This is a genomic window from Clostridium beijerinckii (genome assembly GCF_036699995.1).
In the GTDB taxonomy this organism is placed as follows: domain Bacteria; phylum Bacillota; class Clostridia; order Clostridiales; family Clostridiaceae; genus Clostridium; species Clostridium helianthi.
Genome location: NZ_CP144906.1, coordinates 2208779 through 2231665, shown reverse-complemented (window position 1 = coordinate 2231665; position 22887 = coordinate 2208779). Strand labels below are relative to the sequence as shown.

19 protein-coding genes are annotated in these 22887 nt (G+C 33.1%); 1 reads left to right on the top strand and 18 read right to left on the bottom strand.

The window, feature by feature from the left end; translation table 11 throughout:
* Positions 1-232: 232 nt before the first annotated feature.
* Complete coding sequence (locus tag PZA12_RS10385; protein WP_017212876.1) at positions 233-439, bottom strand: TOBE domain-containing protein; 207 nt, start codon at positions 437-439, stop codon at positions 233-235.
* Between the two features lie 635 nt (positions 440-1074).
* Here PZA12_RS10385 and modA point away from each other — a divergent pair.
* Positions 1075-1878, top strand: coding sequence for a molybdate ABC transporter substrate-binding protein (modA, locus tag PZA12_RS10380; protein WP_078117375.1), 804 nt, complete (start codon positions 1075-1077; stop codon positions 1876-1878).
* Between the two features lie 58 nt (positions 1879-1936).
* Here the strand turns inward: modA and PZA12_RS10375 are convergent, their stop codons facing one another.
* From PZA12_RS10375 to PZA12_RS10295, 17 genes are all read right to left on the bottom strand, one after another.
* Positions 1937-2368, bottom strand: a complete 432-nt coding sequence (locus tag PZA12_RS10375) for an MOSC domain-containing protein (RefSeq protein ID WP_078117376.1) — start codon at positions 2366-2368, stop codon at positions 1937-1939.
* Positions 2368-2847, bottom strand: coding sequence for a cyclic pyranopterin monophosphate synthase MoaC (gene moaC, locus PZA12_RS10370; RefSeq protein WP_103698570.1), 480 nt, complete (start codon positions 2845-2847; stop codon positions 2368-2370). Before moaC ends, PZA12_RS10375 begins: the two co-directional genes overlap by 1 nt.
* Before the next feature lie 78 nt (positions 2848-2925).
* Complete coding sequence (moaA, locus tag PZA12_RS10365) at positions 2926-3900, bottom strand: GTP 3',8-cyclase MoaA (protein ID WP_103698569.1); 975 nt, start codon at positions 3898-3900, stop codon at positions 2926-2928.
* Positions 3901-4069: 169 nt separating this feature from the next.
* Complete coding sequence (locus PZA12_RS10360) at positions 4070-5089, bottom strand: molybdopterin-binding protein (RefSeq protein ID WP_103698568.1); 1020 nt, start codon at positions 5087-5089, stop codon at positions 4070-4072.
* Positions 5090-5186: 97 nt separating this feature from the next.
* Positions 5187-6116 carry an NTP transferase domain-containing protein gene (locus PZA12_RS10355; RefSeq protein ID WP_103698567.1) on the bottom strand — a complete coding sequence of 310 codons (930 nt, stop codon included), beginning with the start codon at positions 6114-6116 and terminating at the stop codon, positions 5187-5189.
* Positions 6117-6690: 574 nt separating this feature from the next.
* Complete coding sequence (locus PZA12_RS10350) at positions 6691-7509, bottom strand: FAD binding domain-containing protein (RefSeq protein WP_078117380.1); 819 nt, start codon at positions 7507-7509, stop codon at positions 6691-6693.
* Positions 7503-7970, bottom strand: a complete 468-nt coding sequence (locus PZA12_RS10345) for a (2Fe-2S)-binding protein (RefSeq protein WP_041896024.1) — start codon at positions 7968-7970, stop codon at positions 7503-7505. The genes PZA12_RS10350 and PZA12_RS10345 overlap by 7 nt, the downstream gene beginning before the upstream one ends.
* Complete coding sequence (locus PZA12_RS10340; protein WP_103698566.1) at positions 7970-10084, bottom strand: xanthine dehydrogenase family protein molybdopterin-binding subunit; 2115 nt, start codon at positions 10082-10084, stop codon at positions 7970-7972. The genes PZA12_RS10345 and PZA12_RS10340 overlap by 1 nt, the downstream gene beginning before the upstream one ends.
* 129 nt (positions 10085-10213) lie before the next feature.
* Positions 10214-10825, bottom strand: a complete 612-nt coding sequence (locus PZA12_RS10335) for a nucleotidyltransferase family protein (RefSeq protein WP_103698565.1) — start codon at positions 10823-10825, stop codon at positions 10214-10216.
* 362 nt (positions 10826-11187) lie between these two features.
* The gene (gene xdh, locus PZA12_RS10330; protein ID WP_103698564.1) at positions 11188-13755 is read right to left on the bottom strand and encodes a selenium-dependent xanthine dehydrogenase; all 2568 of its coding nucleotides are present in this window, start codon (positions 13753-13755) and stop codon (positions 11188-11190) included.
* A gap of 424 nt (positions 13756-14179) precedes the next feature.
* Positions 14180-15526, bottom strand: coding sequence for a nucleobase:cation symporter-2 family protein (locus PZA12_RS10325; RefSeq protein ID WP_103698563.1), 1347 nt, complete (start codon positions 15524-15526; stop codon positions 14180-14182).
* Positions 15527-15741: 215 nt separating this feature from the next.
* Complete coding sequence (locus tag PZA12_RS10320) at positions 15742-16809, bottom strand: XdhC family protein (RefSeq protein WP_103698584.1); 1068 nt, start codon at positions 16807-16809, stop codon at positions 15742-15744.
* Positions 16810-16889: 80 nt separating this feature from the next.
* Entirely contained in the window at positions 16890-17267 is a 378-nt protein-coding gene (locus PZA12_RS10315; protein ID WP_103698562.1) for a RidA family protein, read from the bottom strand.
* Positions 17268-17350: 83 nt separating this feature from the next.
* Positions 17351-18679: a putative aminohydrolase SsnA gene (gene ssnA, locus PZA12_RS10310; RefSeq protein ID WP_103698561.1), complete on the bottom strand. Its 1329-nt coding sequence runs from the start codon at positions 18677-18679 to the stop codon at positions 17351-17353.
* Between the two features lie 220 nt (positions 18680-18899).
* Positions 18900-20102, bottom strand: a complete 1203-nt coding sequence (gene dpaL, locus PZA12_RS10305) for a diaminopropionate ammonia-lyase (protein ID WP_103698560.1) — start codon at positions 20100-20102, stop codon at positions 18900-18902.
* Between the two features lie 46 nt (positions 20103-20148).
* Positions 20149-20760: a TetR/AcrR family transcriptional regulator gene (locus PZA12_RS10300; RefSeq protein ID WP_103698559.1), complete on the bottom strand. Its 612-nt coding sequence runs from the start codon at positions 20758-20760 to the stop codon at positions 20149-20151.
* A 554-nt stretch (positions 20761-21314) separates the two neighbouring features.
* Positions 21315-22739 carry an NCS2 family permease gene (locus PZA12_RS10295; RefSeq protein ID WP_017212894.1) on the bottom strand — a complete coding sequence of 475 codons (1425 nt, stop codon included), beginning with the start codon at positions 22737-22739 and terminating at the stop codon, positions 21315-21317.
* Positions 22740-22887: the final 148 nt, after the last annotated feature.

Here is a 22887-nt window from a genome sequence, read left to right as displayed (position 1 = left end):
TTCTGCATTCTCCTCTTTGAGATCATTATTAATGATTCCGAACATTGCATATAGATATCATAAATATACACACATATAACTATATTCTTGTAGTATTGTAAAGAATTATTTTTTTGATATATATCCTTTTATTTAAATATATATAGTAGTCTGCTAGTAAAAAAGAGAATATCTTAGCTTAAGATATCCTCTTTTGATTATGATTTCATATGTAGTATAAGATTATAGAGAACTAAGCCATAACCATTACTGATGTTGCCTTAATTACTGCTGTAGCTTCTGATCCTACTGTTAATCCTAGTTCCTTTACTGCGTCCATTGAGATAGTTGATGATATTATAATATTTTCAGCAATCTCGATTTTTACTGATGCATTTACTGCCCCTTCTTTAATTTCAACAACTTTTCCTGCCAATTGGTTTCTTGCACTTAATTTCATTTTTATTTCCTCCCCAAGTTAAATTCAATCAATGTTGTTATGTTACTATTGATTATGTACATTATAAATTATTCCAGCTTAATTTACAACAATATTTTTACTTATATGTTAATTTTTATCATTTCACAATACAATTCGAAAATAGTTTTACATCAGCATCACATTTATAAAATCCTTTATTATTTCAATAAATACACTGAGTCAAAAATATCTTGAAATAATTATAAAGGATTATGGGTAGAAGCAATAACATTACGTAATTACTGTTTCTAACTGACAAATGCAATATAGAGATGTGATATTACAAGCTATATTACTTTTACATAATTATATATTTTCTCAACATAAGCAAAAAAAGATCTCAAAGAAGCTCATACATTTCTGTAATCTCTTCTTTGAGATCTTTATCTAATAAAACATAATGTAACATCACATTACCATTAGGCTAATTATAATCATATCCTAATAATTTTGTCAATATTTCTATTCAAGTACTTATTTTTACAATTACATATTGTTTTTCTTATAAATAAATGCTAGTATAATAAGCAACAAGCAAAACATAATGAAACATATCCAAACATAACAAAACATAATTATAATAGAAATATTTTTATGAATGTGAGGTTTTATTTATGAAAAAGAAAATAGGATTATTTAGTTTAGTAACTGTTTTATTAACAACGTCACTTATTGGTTGCGGAGCTCAAAAGGCATCAACTACTCCACAAAAGGAATCTGCTACTGAAGCTTCAATAGAATTAAACATTTCCGCTGCTGCTAGTTTAAAAGAAGCACTGACAGATATACAAGACGAATACAAAAAGACTGCTCCAAATGTTACTTTAACTGTTAACTATGGTGCTTCTGGATCTCTACAGCAACAAATAGAACAAGGTGCCCCTTGTGATATCTTCATTTCAGCTGGTCAAAGCCAAATGAAAGCGTTAGACAGCAAATCTTTATTACTTGAAAATACTAAAAAAGACTTAGTTAAAAATGATTTAGTTTTAGTCGGACCTAAAGACACTGCTATAACCGGTCTTTCTGATCTAACAAGTGATAAGGTTAAAAAGATAGCTGTTGGGGAACCTAAAAGTGTACCAGCTGGACAATATGCTGATGAAGTTTTCACTAAGCTTGGTATTAAAGATTCTATTTCATCAAAACTTGTTTTTGCAAAAGATGTAAAAGAAGTACTTGCCTGGTCGACTTCTGGAAATGCTGAAGTTGGATTTGTATATAAAAGTGATGCGTTAAGCAGTAAAGATGCTAAAATTATAGAAACAATAGCAGGGGACAAGCATTCACCTATTACATATCCAATCGGAATAATTAAGGCTAGTAAAAATGCTGATGCCGCAAAAGCATTTGAAGATTTCTTATTTACTGATACTTGTAAAAAGATCTTTGAAAAATATGGTTATGGAATAGCTTAATATAGTTAAAAAAAAATAACAATTCAAAAATATCACTTGAATTGTTATTTTTCTTATTTTAAACTATTATAATATTATCTCCAGCTTTAATATACCCCTCTTCTAGTACTTTAGTAAATATTCCTTCCCTAGGCATTACACAATCTCCTACCAATTTTCTAATTTCGCAGCCCAAATGACATTCCTTTCCTATCTGAGTAACTTCTAGCATAACATCCCCAATTTTAAGCTTTGTTCCTATAGGAAGTTCATATAAAACTATTCCCTCAGTAGTAATGTTTTCAGCAAACTTTCCTGGAGTAAGTCCTTCGGCTTCTGATGATTTCATTTTATCAATACTTTCAATTCCAAGCAAACTTACCTGCCTATGCCACTCTCCTGCATGAGCATCCCCATCGAGACCATGATTAACTCTAAAAAAACCTTTTTCTATAGGATGTTTTATAACACCTTTTTTCTCACTTATATTCACTGCAATAACCTTACTCATCATAATCCCTTCCTTTCAAATATGCCTGATTTCCCTCCACTTTTTTTTACAAGCATAATATTGTTTATGACCATTTCCCTATCAATAGCCTTACACATATCATAAATAGTTAATGCTGCAGTGGATACAGCAGTAAGGGCTTCCATCTCAATGCCTGTCTTTCCTACAGTCTTAGTAGTTGCAGTTATTTCAATTTTATTGTTTTCAATGTCAATTCGAAAACTTATATCACAGCCAGATATCATTATAGGATGGCACATTGGTATTATTTGTGGAGTATTTTTGGCACCCATTATACCTCCTACCTGCGCTACTGATAATACATCCCCTTTTGAAATAGTACCTTCTTTTATTCTTTCAATGGTTTCTCTTTTCATGGAAACTGTTCCAATTGCTACTGCTTCCCGTACAGTGTCAATTTTTTCAGATACATCAACCATTCTTGCTCTTCCTTCTTCATTTATATGAGTTAGTTCCATTTTTCTTATTCTCCTATCTTATACTCCCTAAGTTTTTCATTCTATTGATGCATACTGCTATAACTTTTCCAACAGTATTTATCCTCCTATTTGAACCATGTTTTTTAATTCTATATTTTCCGTGTCACTGCTATTAAAACCATGGTGACTTGGTTTATTATATATTGTATTTTCAATAACTCTTTTTAATTGTTCTTTACTTATTCCACTACGTAGAAGAGGCTTTAGTGCGACTCCATTATTATAATGAAGACATAATTTCAAATTTCCATCAGCAGTCAAACGAATACGATTACAAGTATTGCAAAATTCATTTGAAATTGCACTTATAAAGCCAATACTTCCTTTAAAATCTGATAAGTTATAATACACAGCTGGTCCATTACCATGTTTAATTTTTGAGTTCTGAAGAGTTCCAAAATTTTGTTCTATCTGCTCAAATATTTGTTCATTACAAACAGGTGAATAACTTTTTCCAAAACCAATAGGCATAAGTTCTATAAAACGCACATCGATTGGATTTTCTTTAGCAATTTTCAATATATCTATTAAGTCATCACCATTTAACTGAGCTATTGGGACACAATTTATTTTTGTTTTCAATCCAAGCTCCACTGCTTTTTTTAATCCAAGCTTCACTTTATCTAAGCAGTCTCTGCGAGTAATTTTATTAAAGCTTGTACTATTTAATGTATCAAGACTGATATTTACACTATCAAGACCAGCTTCTGCTAAACTATCTGCCATGTCACCAAAAAGTACGCCATTTGTGGTCATTGTTATCTCTTCAATCCCATCAATATCTTTGATTCTTCTAACTAAATTTACAATACCCTTTCGTACTAATGGTTCTCCGCCTGTAATTTTGACCTTGTGAATACCAAGCTGTGAAACAGTTTTAACTATTAGCATAATCTCCTTAAAAGTAAGTATTTCGTCATGTTCTAAGTTTTCAATTCCACATTCCGGCATACAATATACACATCTAAGATTACATCTATCTGTAACAGAAATTCTAAGGTATTCAATATTTCTACCACTACTATCTACCATTTTATTCACCTCATATCAGCCAAGTTTATCACAGATAATTTTTAAATACTTATTAAAGACATTAAGCCATAGGAACACTTTCAGGTTGACCTTGCAATATTTATCTAAGATTCATATGGGGATCAAATCCCACCTTAATCAAGTTTCACTTAATTAAGCTTTGTCAGTCTTATTTCCCGAAACCACAATTAGGGAATGTACAAATATCGCATGAAAGACACAATCCACCATGCCCAAGGTTTGCGATATCCTCTAAAGTTATTTTGTCATTTACCATAACTCTTGGAAGAACCAAATCAAAAATAGTCCGTTTAGCATACATTACGCAGCCTGGAAGTCCAATAATTGGGAGTGTGCCATTATAATATGCTAGTAAAAACATTGCACCTGGAAGCACAGGAGCACCATAGGAAACAATCTTTGCACCTGTATTTTGAATTGCAGTCGGTGTTGTATCATCAGGGTCTACACTCATTCCACCTGTACATATTATTAATTCTGCACCTTCTTTAATAAAATCCTTTATAGCTTCTGTAATTAATTTAGGATCATCACTCAGAATCTTCTGTCCTAAAACTTCAACATTATATTCTGCAAGCTTTTCTCTAATAACAGGCCCAAATGTATCTTTAATTCTTCCATAGAAAACCTCATTACCTGTAGTTACAATTCCTGCTTTTTTGTGGATAAATGGAAGAATCTCCATTAATGGTTTATCACCGGCCAATTTAACTGCCTCGTCCATTTTCTTTTGTTCAATTACAAGAGGAATAATACGTGTGCCTGCTAATTTATCACCTTTTTTTACAGGAAAATTACTGTGGCGTGTTGCAATCATCATTTCACCAAGAGAATTTATTTTACGAAGCTTTTCAATATCAATTTTAAACAAGCCATCTTCTGCCGCAATTAGTTCAATTTTGCCTTCCTTCACCTTAGTTGCACTCATATAGTCACTTTTACATATTTTACAGAGAATTTCTGCTGCTTCATTTTCATGAAGCATCCCCTCCTTTTTTTCCCATACATAAAGATTATCTTTACCTATTGATAATAAAACTGGAATATCTTCTTCAGTAACAATGTGCCCTTTTTTAAACGCAACATCTTTTTTTTCTCCTTTGATAATTTGTGTAATATCATGACAAATTACATTACCTACAGCTTCTGTAGTTTTAATCTTTTTCATTTTTGTTCCTCCATCATTATTTGGTAATTTTGTATAAGTATAACGAATTATAAGTAAAATTTTTTTCAAAAAACTTTTTAAATATTAATTGCAACTTCTAAAATAACCTTTCAAATTCATTCTTTGCAAACTGGTGTACATTCTGTTCAAATTGCTGATATTTTTCCAAAAATTCAGTACCTTCTTTTGTAAGATAAGTTTTTCCACCATTGCTCCCACCATGCTTTCTTTCAACTACTGCATAATCTAGTTCTTGTTCCAACTGATTTAACATACTCCATGCTTTACTATAAGATAATGCCATATGTTTGCATGCACTTCGTACAGAGTGGGTATCTTGAATCAGAATTAGAAGCAATTTTGTTCTCGAATCAAAAAACAAGGATTCTTTTTCAATGCTGATTTTAACAAAGGGATGAAGTATATGTTTATTATGTTTTATTAAAAGTTGATCTAATCGGTCAATATAATCAGTATCATATAGAATACCTTCATCTTCTACATCTATCCATTGTCTTTTAACTCCAATATTTTCAATGGCTCCTCGTAATCCCATATTCCCATTATATTTTAGAATTTTAGGAATCAATTCAGACGATATCAAAAGGGGATGCCCAGATTTTCCACGATATGCTGGTGAAAGTAATTTTTCATCATATTCTATCATCATTTGAAGCGTCTCTGGTGTAAACATAGGAATATTAACTGGAGTGAATAATACCTGGTCGCATTTATTCTGTAAAAAATCTAGTCCTATCTTTGCAGAATCGAACTTTCGCGAGTTTTCATATTGATCATTTCGCAAAAATACAACTCCATAATCAGCTAAATGATGTTCTATTTCTTCAGCTTTATATCCAGTAATCACCACAATTGGTGAAATTCCAGCTTTTTGAAAAGTTAAAACAATTCTTTTTACTACAGTAATAGAACCAATTTTCAATAATGGATTTAATCCATTTCTTTCTGATGTTTTTCCTGCGGCAACAATTATACCGCCTGTTGTTCTCTTCTCTTTACTCTTCATATCTATACCTCTTGCTCTACTTAAGTAGTATTATCTTATTCTTCCACAAAACTCAAATAGGCTTGTACATATCATTCAAACTTTAACAAATTGATTAGTATCTTATATTTTGGTTATTAGATTCCAATTTGATCTCGCAGACTAATTGGTTATATTTTACTTTTCATACAATATTATTCTACACGTTTTTATAAAATAATTAAACCCTAAAAATACATATTATGGATTATTATTATATCTGTTTAGAATATATCCTTATTTATCAACAATTTTAATAATGAGCCATATTCAAAAAATAACGAGTCCATCTGCTACGCCTATTTTCCATCATCCTGCGTCAGCAGATTGCCCTAATAAGCCCGCTATGAGACAATCTACTTCCTTGCTTGATAAAAAATAATCATGGCATTTTGGACTTGTTATTTTCTTTCATATGCCTAAAAAGCATTCAATCCTATTGAGATTAAATGCTTATATTCTATTTAACTTTATCTTATCTCTAGCCACTAAGATTCAGACGGGAATCAAATCCCGCCTAAATAAAATTCCACTTAATGCCAGAATCTTATATAAGTTAAATTCCATTACTTTCAAGAAAATCACGTAATAAATTCATACACACAGTTTTTCTATATTTTGCAGATACTCTACCCCTTATTGGAACAATTTCCTTTTCGTATGCTGCTAGATACTTATCCTTGAGAGCCTTAGCTTCTTCAACAGTCTTTCCTATAAGCATTGCATCAATATCTGGACGGCTTATAACAACATCACTTACTGCACCAAATGCTGTTCTACAGTTAAAGACCTTATCATCAACTATATTAATTATGCCAACGAAAGAAACTCTTGAAATTGCCAAAGCATTTCTTTCACCAACCTTCTTGTAATAGTAATTATTTAAATTATTTTTATTCATTAGAATCTCAACAAGGAGTTCATCTTTCTCAATCGCAGTATTCTTTCTTCCAAGGTAAAAGTCAGAAATAGGAATTACTCGTTCCCCTCTGTTATTTGCAAGACGCAGTTTAGAGTCAGTGGCAAAAAGGATCAGTGCACTATCAGCCTTTGGAGAACCATTGCATATATTTCCACCAACAGTACCAATGTTTCGAATTGCTGGTGCTGCAATCTGTGAAACTGCTTCTTTCAATACTGCTGGAATAAGTTTATTTTCAATAATATCAGTATAAGTACATGCTGCACCAATACGAATATATTCTTTATCTTCTACAATATTTTTAATTTCTGCTACTTTATCAAGGAATAAATATGTGGCATTTTCATCTGGTTTAATCATCAAATCAGTACCTCCAGCATAAGGCGTAACACTTTCCTTTGCTAGGATGTCCAATGCTTCTTTTAAAGATGTTGGTCTATAACAATCTACCATAATCCTTTCCCCTCCTTTGCTGCAATGCCAATAGCCTTAACTATGGCATTATACCCAGTACATCTACAAAGATTTCCAGAAATACCTTCGCGAATCTCTGCTTCTGTAGGATTTGGATTCTTGTTAAGTATACATTCAGTTGCAAGGATCATGCCTGGAATACAAAAACCACACTGTACAGCACTGACTGATGCATATGCCTTATCAATAACTGCAAAACGTTCAGTTTCTCTATAGCCTTCAATAGTGACAACAGTACTACCTTCAATGCTACCCATAGCCACCATACAAGAATTAACTAACCTGCCATCAAGAATTATAGAACAAGCTCCACATTCACCTTCTTTACAACCGCACTTTACGCCAGTAATACGAAATTCATTTCTAAGTACATCTAGTAAGCGCTCATTTGATTTAGAATTTGATGCGACCTCTTTGCCATTAAGAATAAATTTTATCATTATTTATGCACCTCCTGTAAAACCATCATTGTATCTTCTGTTGTGAATGGAACCTTCTTTAGATTTCCACCAATGGCATTTTCCATAGCTTCAACATAAGCTGGAGCTGCACCTACTAGAGGTAGCTCACCTGCACCCTTTGCTCCATATGGACCATGTGTATATGGATTATTCATTATTTTAGTAACTAAATTTGGTACATCTACTGCTGTAGGAATAATGTAATCACTAAAACTATTATTTCTAATCACACCTTTATCGTTGTAATCCATCTGTTCCATAGATGCATATCCAATCCCTTGAAGGAACCCGCCCTGCATCTGTCCTTGTATAATATTCATGTCAATAGGAACACCAACATCAAAGCTGCCCCATGCTCCTAGTATCTTTGTAGTGGCAGTAAGTGTATCTACTTCCACTTCAATAGCATTTACTCCCCAAGAATAAGTTGGATATGCATCTCCCTTAAATTCATCAAGACTAAATGGAATTACAAAATCAGGTTCAACGAAATGTTCTTCTATAACTTGAACTTCTCCTGCTTTCCATTCTTTCTTAAGTCTCTCTGCTGCACGCCTTAATAATTCTCCAACTGTCATAAGCGAACGACTTGCGACAGTTGGACCTGAATCAGGAACAAGATCTGTGTCTGGATTATTGATAAATACTTGTTCATAGGAAATGCCAAGAGTATCCGCAACAATTTTAGAGAAAGTAGTTTTAAGACCTTGACCTATATCTGAATTACTTGCAAGAATATCTACAGTATCATCTGAATTTTTCCTTATTTTTGCAACTGCTTTAATGAAATCACGTTCTCCACTGCCAGTAAAACCACATCCATGGAAAAATAAAGACATTCCAATACCTTTACGATATCTGCCATTCTGAATCTTATACTGATCTCGTTTTGCACGGTAATTGCAAAGTTTATCAATCTGCTCAATCATTTCAGGTAGAGGTACATGGAAATGATATTTGCCACTAGTAGACGTAGAATCACCTTGTTTAACAATATATTCTTCCTTAAGCTTAAGGGAATCAACACCCATTTCTTTTGCAATATGATCCATAATCATTTCTACTGCAAAGAAAGTCTGTGGTGCACCAAATCCACGGTATGCGCCACAAGGTACAGTATTGGTCTTAACAGCACGTCCCTCAACGCGGAGATTATCTACACGGTATACGCCGTTTGCACAAATTAAGCCACGCTGTAAAACAACTGGAGAAAGTGTAGTGTATGCACCACTATTAAATAAAACATCAATGTCCATGCCAGTAATCTTACCGTTCTTAATAGCTACCTTATAGGTAGATATAGATGGATGACGTTTTGAAGTAAACTCCATGTCTTCTCTTCTATCAAATATAACCTTAACAGGTCTATTAGCCTTTTTAGCAGCAACTGCAACCTGGCAGGCAAGTATTGAAGGAAATGCTTCTTTTCCTCCAAATCCTCCACCAGTAACATCTTGAATTATTTGTATATCCTTTGCTTCATAACCCAATGCTTTTGAAACTGCTCCATAAACATAATATGGACATTGCATAGAACCTCGTACAGTCATTCTTCCATCATGGGGATAAGCAATCATCCCCTGAGTTTCAAGGTAAGCTTGTTCTTGATATCCAGTCTGAAATGTTTCTATGAAAACACGATCAGCTTCTTTTAACGTCTTATCTATATCCCCTTTTGCATAGTTGTAATGGAAAAAAACTGTATCAGACTTACGCATATCCAAAATAGGAACTTCTTCTTCGTATGCTACAATAATCTCATTTAAAATTCTTTCAACTTCTTTAAACTTAGGTCCAACAACCATTAAAATCGGTTCCCCAACATACTCTACAGTATCTTCAGCATAAACGGTCGTATCATCCTCAACAATATGGACACGGTTTACACCTGTTACATCTTTCTTATCAACAACAAAATAACCTTCCGGTAATTTAGGAATCGAAATATTGGCGATTCGTGCTTTTGCCTTTGCTGAATGCAGTAGTTTACCATAAAGCATGCCATCCATCACACGATCATCCACGAAAAGAGCACTACCCTTTATTTTAGATTCATGATCCTTTTTCTTTACAGATTCACTTATTTTTTCCATACATAGCGCCTCCCATATATCTACTAATTATTTTTTGCAAAATTTCAAAGTCTTTAACTTTATGTTATCTTACAAAAATATTTGCAATGTATTTCCTTACTTAAAATCCAATTTTAATATATTAAAATCTCAATTCTTTTCATCCATATAATGTACCAACCTATTGTAATCTTCCTTTGTATCTGCATCTATCGTACACCCAAAATCCTCAACAGGAACTGTTACTATTTGGTCTTCAAGCTGATTCCATAATTCTCTAAGCCCCCCATCTCCATGAAAATTAATAATAAAATCTATGCATTTCCAAGAAATCAAAGGTGGATGTTTTCGTTGTCCATTAATAGTAGGAAAAGCCACCATAGCACCTGTTCTGTTTATTGAATCTTTCACCATAAGGAAAGTTTTTGTTTCAATTGCTGGCATATCTCCCGGAAGAAGATAAAAGGCATCACAGTTATCCAATGCTAGTACTCCAAGCTTAACAGATGCAAGCATGTCCGTTTCAGCATATTTTTCATTGTATATAAATGTTAATTGTGAACAATCATATTTATTACGTAGTAAAGTCTCAACTTCTTCAGCATTAAATCCCAAAACTACAACGATTTGATTCACTCCAGCATTAAGCATACTATCAATACTGTATTCAATTATAGTTTTTTCTTTCAATTTCAGGAGTGGTTTAAATGCCTTCATACGGCTAGATAAACCAGCAGCCACTATAATGCCATTAGTTTTCATCTAAGAATCTTCCTTTCCTAGTAATATAGATAAATAATTTAAGAATTCGACTTATTAGATGAACATATTTACAAAGTTGCTAAAACTTTAAGTTCATATCTTCACTAGAAATTATAAATATATTTGTGTAGAAAACATTTGAAAGTGAGCTGTTAAAGGTTCTTAGCAGTAGGTTGTTCCATTTTAGCTTGTCAAGCTGAAAGTTGGAGCATGCTAAAGTGGCTGCAACCTGCTACTTAGAACCTTCAGCGATATTTTCATAGTTTTTCGGAATCAAAATATTTATAATTTCGGTAAGTTTCCACATAAATCTAGTTTTAAATTTGAGTATCTATAAAAGAATAAATACTTCCTTTTATATATTATTTATTCTTTTGTTTTTTATAAAATGTATCTTTTAGTGGCAACTGAGCACGGAATTTTCCGTCTAATCTATAGTAAGCAAGGGAACAAGCTGGAGCTGTTGGAATCAAGCATAGTTCTCCACAACCTTTGGCACCATAAGTCTCTGGAATTTTATTTTTGCTCTGCACAAGAATAACTTCAAGCTCAGGGGCCTCAGTCGCTCTCATAAGTCCTAGCGTGCCTAGTTTTGTTTTAGGATAACTTCCTTCAATTTTAAATTCTTCTGTCAAAGCATAACCTAATCCCATAACCATACCACCTTCAATCTGCCCTTCAACAGACTGAATATTAACAGGTGTTCCAACATCATATGCTGCAACTACTTTTTCAACTTTTCCTTCTTCATTTAAAATAACAACTTGAGCTCCATAGCTATAGCTTACATGACTAATTGGATTTTCTTTTATAGATCCCATTGGGTCTGTCTTTGCAGAATACTCTCCATAAAATTCTCTGCCTTCTAAATCATCAAGCCCTAAGCCTTTATCTAATTCTGCTTTCAATTTTTCAGATGCTCGTCTTACAGCTTCTCCAGTTACTACAGTTTGTCTAGAAGCTGTACTAGTTCCTGAGTTAGGTGTACGAATAGTATCTGGTCTTTCGTGTATAATAAGAACCGGATCTAACCCAGTTGTCTCACATAATACAGTAGTGCACATTGTTGCAATCCCTTGCCCCATGCATGCTGCAGAAGTTCGAATATGAACTTTTCCATCTTCAATTGATAAAATACAACGCCCAATGTCTTTATTACCTACACCAGTTCCGCTATTTTTGAATCCAATGGCAATACCCGCATATGGATTTGATTCATACACATCCTTAACGGCTTCCAAGCACTCTGCCATAGCAACACTTTCATCTGCTATCTGACCATTTGGCAAAACCTGACCAGGACGAATTGCATTACGATAACGAATTTCCCATGGTGAAATTCCGACCATTTCAGCAAGTAGATTAATGTTATTTTCAGTAGCAAAACAACTTTGTATTACACCAAAGCCTCTAAATGCGCCAGATACAACATTGTTTGTGTAAACTGACATTCCTAAGATATCAATATTCTGATAATTATATGGTCCAGGTGCGTGAGTACATGCTCTTTGTAATACAGGCCCACCAAGAGATGCATATGCACCTGTATCGGCAATAATAACACCTTTCATAGCTGTCAAATAACCATTTTCATCGCAAGCTGTTGTAAACTCCATTTCCATTGGATGACGTTTAGTATGATAATCCAGACTTTCCTGTCTCGAGAATTTTACTTTACATGGTTTTTTCGTATACCATGCCATTAATGCTGCATGATGTTGAACACTCATGTCTTCTTTGCCGCCAAATCCACCTCCAACAAGTTGTGAATGACAATGGATTTTTTCCATAGGAATCTGCAGCATATTTGATATTTCACGTTGCTCATCATATACAGACTGTGAACCAGAATACAACAATATGCCATCTTCTCCTTCAGGCATGGCTATTGCGCATTCTGGCTCCATAAATCCATGTTCCTGAAATGGTGTCTTATATTTTCTTGTTACAACATATTTAGAATTTTTAATTGCTTCATTAGCATTACCCCGTTTTAGAATATCACGGCTCATAATATTTCCATCAGAATGGATTAGAGGTGCATCTGCCTTTAAAGCATCTGTCGGACAAGTAATGGGTTCCAATTCAGTATAGTCAATTTCAACTAATTGACATACTTCATCAAGTTTGTCTTTATGGTAAGTTGCTACTAATGCCAATGCATCTCCTACATACCTAGTTGTATCTCCTTCAGCAATCATTACATCCCAGTCCTGCTTTATGTGTCCAATTTTATTGTTTGGAACATCTTTTGCAAGTAAGACTTTTGCGCAGTCTGGATGTGCTTCTGCTTTCTTTATATCAATTTTATTTATAATAGCTCTTGGATATTTTGTACGTACTGCTTTTACATATAACATTCCAGATATTTCGATATCATCTACAAAAATACCTGTCCCATTTATTTTTTCAGCTGCATCAACACGTTTAAATTTCTGTGCCATTTTCAATTCAGTAGGAGCAGTTGGAATTTTAAGATTGTCCCTAAAATATTCTGCCGCCATTAAAATAGCTTCTTCAATTTTCTTATAGCCTGTACATCTACAAAGGTTTCCATTAATTGCTTTTTTCACATCTATTCTTGTTGGTTTAAGATTAATATCTAATAATGATTTTGCGGAGATTACCATTCCAGGAATGCAAAAACCACATTGAACTGCGCCTGCTTCTGCAAAACAATGTTCATAAACTTCCTTTTCTCTAGAGCTTAATCCTTCAACAGTTAAAATCTTTTTTCCTTCGAATTTTGATATCTTTTGGAGGCAAGCCTTTACTTTTTTCCCATCTACTAAAACGGTACATGCTCCACACGTCCCTTCGCTGCAACCATCTTTTACAGAAGTGATTCTCAAATCATCTCTTAAAAAAGACATTAAAGATTTATCAATTTCAGATACTTCATCTTTACCATTTATATTTAATCTAAACATAAATAACCTCCCACTTAATATCTTTTAACAGTATTTACTATAAATAGTATAAATCTGTAAATAAATTCTAGCAAATTATTTCTCAAAAGAACTTGCTAAGTATAGTTTCTAACATTTTAATATATAGATAAATAACTTGTGAATTCAACTTATTAGATGAACATATTTACAAAGTTGTTAAAACTTTAAGTTCATATATTCATTAGAAATCAAGTACATTTTTGTGGAGCAGGCATTTGAAAATAAGCTTCTATAAGTACTTAATAGAAGCTTGTTTGCATTAGCTTTTCACAATGAAATTGGGATCAAGCTAATGTTAGTGTAAGCTTCCATTTAAATTTTCATAGTCCTGAGAAACAAAAATGTATTTGATTTTGGTAAGTTATCAAATAACTTTAAGTTGTATGCTAGATATCTGTAAGATTCATTCTGAAACCGAATTTTGCTTTATACTGCTCTCAATATTCCTATTACCATGATTCAAAAATGCATTTAGAATTACGGCAGTTACTGATGCCGAAACTATACCACTACTAAAAATTGACTTGAAAAATGTTGGTGTTTGGTCAAGTAACGTAGGTACAGCAGTAATTCCAAGTCCTATACCAATAGAGCAAGCAACAATCATCATATTTGCATTATTATTAAAATCTACACCTTGAAGCATTTGAAAACCTGCGACTGCAACCATTGCAAACATTATTGTTGTAGCTCCGCCTATAACAGGCTGAGGAATAATAGTAGCTAATGCCGCAAATTTAGGAATCAATCCTAGTGAAATAAGAATAATACCAGATGCTATAACAACAAAACGGCTTTTTACTTTACTTAAAGCTAAAAGTCCTAGGTTCTGATTAAATGTTGTATATGGGAATGAATTAAAGATACCTCCTAGAAATGTTGAAATTGCTTCTGCTCTAAGTCCACGTACAATATCCTTTTCAGTAATAACCTTTTCACAGACCTTGCCAATTCCAAGAAATGTACCTGTTGATTCAATCATTACTGTTAACATAACGAATGTCATCATGATTATTGAACCAATATCAAATTGAGGTAATCCAAAATTAAAAGGATGAACAATACTTATCCATTTTGCATTTGTTACTACTGAAAAATCTACTTTTCCCATAAATGCAGCAACTATTGTTCCTAAAATAATACCATTTAAAACAGAAATTGCTTGAAAAAATCCCTTTAGAAATTTATTAGATATTAAAACAATGATCATTACAAATGATCCTAATATAAGGTTGTCTACACTTCCAAAATCTTTAGCTCCTGAACCGCCACCAATACTAGTAACCCCTACATTTACTAAAGAAAGACCTATCATTGTAACTACTGTTCCTGTTACAACAGTAGGGAAAAACTTTAATATCTTTCCATACAATGGCGCTACTAATATAACAATAATTGCAGCTACTATTATAGAACCATACGCTGTTTGCATTCCTAAACTTTTGCCAATAATAATTAGTGGACCAACTGCAGCAAATGTACAACCTAAAATTGCTGGCAACTTAATACCAACATACGGACCTATACCAATCGCCTGTATTAAAGTTGCAATACCACAAGTAAATAAATCTGCAGCCACCAAAAATGCTAATTGCTCGGGTGTTAGACCTACAGCACCGCCAATTATTAATGGTACTGCAACTGCACCTGCATACATTGCTAGTACATGTTGTAATCCTAAAATAGCAAGCTGACTTACTGGTAGCATTTCATTTACTTTGTCATCTTTTTTAATATTATTTTGTGACATAATCAACCTCCTCAATAAAATTTAGTAATAATTAATGTTATGGAATTAACTCTCCCTAAGGCACATTCAAAAAATAACATTTCCATTTGCTAGCCTATTCTCCATCATCCTTCGTCGCCCAATTGACCTAATAGCCCGCTATGAGGGCAATTTGCCTCCTTACCTGATGAAAAATAATCATAGCAACTTTGGACTTGTTATTTATTTTCATGTCCCTAAATTACTTCAATTAGCACTTCCATAGTTCCACCACATGCCATACCTTCAGATTCAGCCACATCACCGGTCATGTCAACTTGCTCTATATAAAAACCTTTTTCTCGCATAATTTCTCTTGCCTTTTGCAATACACCCGATTCACTACATCCTCCGCCTATACTTCCGATAGTTCTGCCATCAGGATAAGTCAACATTTTAGCTCCTGCTTTTCTAGGAACTGATCCTTTAGAAGACAGTATAGTTATAAGTGCTTTAGGTTCTGATGATTTTTTAGATATATTTTCTAATATTTCTGCATCAAACTCTGGAATGGCAAAATTTTTACCAAACTTGCTCATAGCCCCCTTATTTTTAAAGCTTATAAGCTGTGCTACTATAGAAATAGCTATTTCATCTGGAGTGATAGCATATATCTCTATACCTATTGGAGCATTAACCAATTCCAGCTTTTCTTTAGAAAAGCCCTCCTCTAATAGCTCGCTTCTCATAGCATTTACTCTGCGCCTTGAGCCTATCATTCCAACATAACTAAGGTCATGATTTAAGACTTGACGCAAAACAACTCCATCATATCTATGCCCTCTTGTTATAATAACTACATAATCGGACTTCTTTAAGTTAATTAAATCAAAGGATTTCTCGAAATTTTCACAAATAACTTTTTCTGCTTCAGGAAATCGCACTGTATTAGCAAAGGAAGGTCTATCATCTATAACCGTAATAGAGAAACCTGCTCTTGATGCAAATTCTGATAAAGGTTTTGCTATGTGACCGCCGCCAAAAACAATTAAACGTGGTTTAGGGATGAATGGTTCAATTAAAATAGTCTCATTTTCTTCTATATTAAAAGATTCAAGTTTCCCACTTTCTAAACAACTACATATTTTTTCGTAAATATAGTCGCTAAGTGAAAGAGACTTTTTTTCTATATCTTCCTTTGTTAAAATAACTTTTCTGACAATGGAACCTTGTCTCTCACTATGCAAATCAAGATAAGTTAACATTACGCACTGATTACAGTTGTTAACTTCAATTAATATTTGCTTGTATATGTCTTCAAACATTTTTTCACCTTCCACCGTAAATATTCTCTTAATAATATTCTCACCATTCTCTTATCACTTTTTATAAATCTATCGTAATATTATTCCATTGTTGCAATGACTTCTATTTCAATAATTGCATCCATTGGTAATTTAGCAATTTGGACACAACTTCTTGCTGGTGGATTTTCTTTAAAATATGTTCCATAAACTTCATTTACTGCTGCAAAATCATTTAAATCTTTTACAAATACAGTTGTTTTAAGCACTTTATCCATACTTGTTCCTGCTTCTTCTAATATGGCTTTACAATTTTCTAAACTTTGTTTAGTCGCTGTTTTTATTTCAGTTTCTAAAACTTTTGTTTCCGGATTTAATGGTAGTTGACCTGAAGTATATACTAATCCTTGAACTACCACTCCTTGAGAGTATGGTCCTATTGCTGCTGGTGCCTTTTGAGTATTAATCATTTTTTTCATTTTTAATTCTCCTAATCTTGTTATATTTTATTTTTATTACATTTACTTTTAACAAAGATATTCATTTCCAAAATATTTTTTGATTAAATTCTATCCCATAGCTTTTGACTTACTTTTCTAGCTTCATTTAATATTTCATCTTCGTTAACATTAAGAAGCTTACCATTACTAACTAAAACATTTCCATTTACTATAGTTGTGTCTACAGATTTTCCCATCATTCCAAATAAAATATGTGAATTATAATTACTTTCATTCATTGGCGTTAATGGATTGTAATCTACTATTATCACATCTCCATTAGCTCCTCTTTCAACAATTCCAAATTTACCCAAAAAGTGCCTTTCTGCAATCCTTCTATTATTTTCAAATAGCATTAAAGGTACTTCACTCCAAGCTACTGATGGATCTTTTAAATTATGCTTATGAATTATATTGGCAACCTTCATAGACTCAAACATATCTTGAGTATAACCATCTGTTCCAAGTCCCACAGTTACACCTTTCTTTATAAGTTCAAGTGCTGGTGATACACCTACTGCATTGCCCATATTTGATTCTGGATTATGCACTACAGACGTATTGGTATTTAAAAGTAATTCTTGCTCATTTTCATTTGCATGCACACAATGTACTGCAATTGTTTTTTCTCCTAATATATTAAAATCATTTAGTCTCTCTACTATTCTCTTGCCATGCTTTTCTAGACATTGCTCTTCATCTGCTAATCCTTCAGCTACATGAATATGATATCCGCAATTTAACTTTTCAGCTTCCTTTACACATTTTTTTAAGGATTCATCAGATAACGTAAAGCTTGCGTGCATTCCAAACATTGCAGACTTCATATTATCATGCTTTTCATTGCAATAATTTATATAATCTACATTTTCTTTAATTCCCTTTTCTAAAACTTCTTCTCCATCTCTATCAGATACTTCGTAACAAAGCGAAGTTCTTATCCCAAGTTCTTCTGCTACATTTCCAATTGTAAAAAGGCTGTCTTTAACAGCATTTGGACTTGCATGATGATCAAAAAATGTTGTTACTCCAAACTTTAAACTATCCATCAATGTTGTGTAAGCACTATACTTTATATCTTCTAAAGATAAGTTTTTATCTAATCTCCACCATAAATTATTTAATATATCTAAGAAGTTTTTAGATGTTGGACCATCTAAGTTCATACCTCTTGCAAATGCGCTATATATATGTCCGTGAGTATTTATAAGACCTGGCATAATAACTTTTCCTTTTGCATCTATATATTCTGCCTCATTATATTTATCTAAGATGTCATCAGTATTTCCATAGTCAATTATCTTACCATCATTTATAACTAATGCACCATTTTCAAAAAATGGATTTTCCTTGTTTTGAGTTATTAGTCTTCCATTACCTACAATTTTCATAAAAACTCCTCCATACCTTTTTATACTAGCTTTCACCTTTTTAAATTTTGAACAGCTACTTGGTTATTTATCTGATGTCTAGCCGCTGTAACACTCCCACTTCAATAAGTGGGAGATAACAGCGGCACGACCCTAGATAAGTTCAACTAAGATTCAGATTGGGATCACCCCCCACCTGAATCAAGTTTCACTTGATAAAACATTCATTGTGATCTAATTGTTAATATCTACCATCCCAAACTATTTCTCTATATTTCTCTGGATCTGTATCTCCTTCTGTACTAAATAAAAGCACTTTAGAATTTTCATCTAACTCTAAAGCTTCTTTTAAATCTTTATATTCATCATTAGTCATAATTTCATATAAAGCACCAGTCGTTACTGCTCCTGATTCACCTGAAATTACGCCTGTATCTCCCTTTAATGGATTTCCAAGAATCCTCATTCCTTTAGCAGCTACCCAATCAGGGCATGAAATAAATGCCTTTGAATAATTCTTTAATATGGTAAAACCAATTGTGTTAACTTCTCCACAAGCAAGTCCAGCCATAATAGTCTGCATATCTCCACCAACTGATCTTGCTTCCCCATCATTTGCTATTGCTGATTTATAGTAACAATCGGCAAGATTTGATTCTACCACTACAGTTTTTGGGCAGTCGTCTCCATATTGCGAAGCAAAGAAACCTTGAACAGCTCCTGCGAGTGAACCAACACCAGCTTGTACAAAAATGTGAGTAGGCTTTAAAACATCAAGTGCTTTTAATTGTTCACTTGCTTCTAAAGCCATTGTTCCATACCCTTGCATTATCCATGCAGGTATTTTCTCATAGCCTTTCCATGCAGTATCTTGAATAATTACACCATTATGTTCTTCTGCATATTTATTTGCAAGTCTTACGGCATCATCATAGTTTAGTTCTGTAATACTAGCTTCTGCACCCTCTGCCTTTATGTTATTTAATCTTTTAATTGAGGAACCCTTTGGCATGAAAACTACTGATTTTTGTTTCAATCTATTAGCTGTCCATGCAACTCCTCTTCCATGATTACCATCTGTTGCTGTTACAAAAGTTATATCTCCAAGCTTATCTTTAACTTCCTTACAAGTCATTTTTTCATATGGTAAATCGTCTATATCCTCACCTAACTTTTCTGCTAAATATTTCCCCATGGCAAATGAGCCGCCTAACACTTTAAATGCATTTAATCCAAATCTATAAGATTCATCCTTTAAATATATTCCTCCCAATCCAATCTTTTCAGCTAACTCTTTTAAATCTATTAATGGTGTTTCATCATATTCTAAAAAACTTTCATGAAATTTCTTTGCCTTTGATACTTCTTCTTTATTAAGAAATTTTACACTTTCTTCCTTATCAATTTTAGGCAAGGTATTTTCTTTCCATAATATTTTTTCCATTATAATTCCTCCTATTAAATTAATTCTTGTCTTACTAAAAATTTAATTACTTTATGCTAAGGCAAATGGGCTTGTTATTTTTTTGAATTTGCCCAAATATCACTTCCTCTGCTAGATCAAAATATTGATCTAGATCAAATTTCCCCTCATCAATTAAGTATTGCAGTGAAGCACCTAGCATCAAAGACACTGCTAAGTACGGTAACATTTCCAAATGCTTCGTATCCTTATCTTCGGTTTGATCACCTTTATATAAAACTTCACGAATATTGTCACGCCAAATTTCAAATGTATTTTTAAATTTTAGTTTTATCTCTTCATTTACTGTTCCTTGCACCCAATAATCAATCTGGGTATAATCAAATTCCTTTTTGTTGAGAATATCATTCTTTTTTTGATCAAAAAAACCTCTGATATTTTCAACTACACTTTTATTTTCCAAATTAATATAATTCTTTCGATCATTAGAAAATTCTTCTTGTATCTCATCTAAAAGAGAAATCAATATATCATTTTTAGATGAGAAATGATAATGTAAATTTGCTTGACTCATATGCGCTTCATTGGCAATCATATGCATACGAGTACCACTAATTTTCTCTTTTGAAACCACTTTCATTGTAGCCTTTAGTATTTTTTCTTTAACGTCATCAGACATAATTAATCCCATCTTTCTTGCAACATTTTATTATGTAGAAATTTATGTTTATCCAATTGATTTTTCTCTTATCCAATAACTACCATCTGTAAACTTTCCCAATAGTGAATATTTCAAACTTACAGATACTTGTTCTATCTTTAATAGAAAATGTCATATTGGCTGAACTAGGTGATATAGGTTATTTTATTAAACCTAAACACCTAGTTACCTTATTGGGCATAGACATTTTAGGCACATGAAAATAAATAACAAGTCCGAAGTTGCCATGAATATTTCCCATTAGGCGAGGAAGTCAATTGCCCTCATAGCGGGCCTATTAGGTCAATTGACCGATGAGCAGAGAACCCAAATCTATGATTTGGTGTGAATCGCTTACTCAGTGAGCGTAGCGAGTCGAGCTTCCCATGATGGAAAATAGGCTGGCAAATTGACTTGTTATTTATTTGATTGTGGCTTAACTTATCTCGCAAGTTTTGTGATTACTAACGTTTTAACTCATAATATACTTCCTACTAATCATTAACTGGTCTATAAGTTACTATTCCATGGTTTTATTCAAATGGAAGTAAAATATATCTAAGAATGAATAATACTGCAAGTATATATACTATTGGATGGATTTCTTTTTGTCTGCCTGTAGCTATTTTTGTTATTGGATAAAAAATCATAGCAGCTGCAATTCCATTAGCTATACTATAAGAAAAAGCCATTAATGATATAGCAAAAAAAGCTGGAACTGCTTCTGTAAAATCGCTGAAATCTATATTAACAATTGCTGACATCATTAAAACACCTACTATTACAAGGGCTGGAGCTGTTGCTTGTCCTGGAACTATACCAACAAGGCCTGAGAAGAATAATGATAAAATAAATAATATTCCTACTACTGTTGAAGTAAGTCCAGTTCTTCCTCCTTCTGAAACACCAGCTGTAGACTCAATATATGTTGAAATTGTACTTGTACCTAAAACTGAACCTGCAGTTGTTGCTACTGCATCACAAATCAATGCTTTTTTCATTCTTAAAACCTTACCGTTTTCGTCAACCATTCCTGCTTTTGTAGCTGTACCTACAAGAGTTCCGATAGTATCAAAAAGATCAACTAAACAAATAGTTATAACAACCATTATAACGCTAAGAAATGCGCCTCCTATTGATGTGCCGCCTTTTGAAAAAAGTCCTGCAAAATCAAATGCTGCAAATGTAGGAGCAAGTGATGGTGGTGCACTGAAAACATGTAAATTTTCGAGTGATGTGATTTTGAATGGAATTCCTATTATTGTAGTTGCAATTATTCCAATTAAAATTGAGCCCTTAATCCCCCTAGCCATTAGAACAGCAGTTATTATGATTCCTATTATAGTAAGCAGTGTTCCTGGACTTGCAAAGTTTCCGAATCCAACTAGTGTTGCTGGATTTGACACTACTACACCACCAGATTTTAATCCAATAAGAGCTATATAGAGTCCAATACCTCCAGAAATTGCATATTTTAGATTTTGAGGTATTGCATCAACTATCTTTTCTCGTATGGATGTTACTGTAATAAGTATAAATAATACACCTGACATGAATACGCATGATAAAGCCTGATGCCATGTAAAACCTAAGGTTAAACATACAGTATACGTAAAAAATGCATTAAGACCCATACCAGGAGCCTGAGCAAAAGGAAGATTTGCATACAGCCCCATTATTAATGTGCCAATGGCAGCTGCGAGACAAGTAGCTACGAAAACTGATGATACTATTGGATCAGAGCCTACACTAAACTGTGCTGCTGCATCTCCTACTGCATTTGCAGAATTCATACCAGCTATTTTTAATATATTAGGATTAACAAATATAATGTATGCCATTGTAACAAAAGTAGTAATTCCAGCAAGTATTTCTGTCTTTACATTTGAGTTATTTTCTTCCAAGTGAAAATAACTCTCCAAAAATGATGGTTTTTGTTTGGTTACATCTTTTTTCATGAAATGTCCTCCTTAAAATTATAGCTAGTGTTAGGCACAATCAAATAAATAATAACTTCATGTGCCTTATTGTTGTTTCAATTTTCTAAATCCTTGCCATACACTCCCCCTCTTGTAATGGTACATAACCTCTTCGCTTGCTATCTAT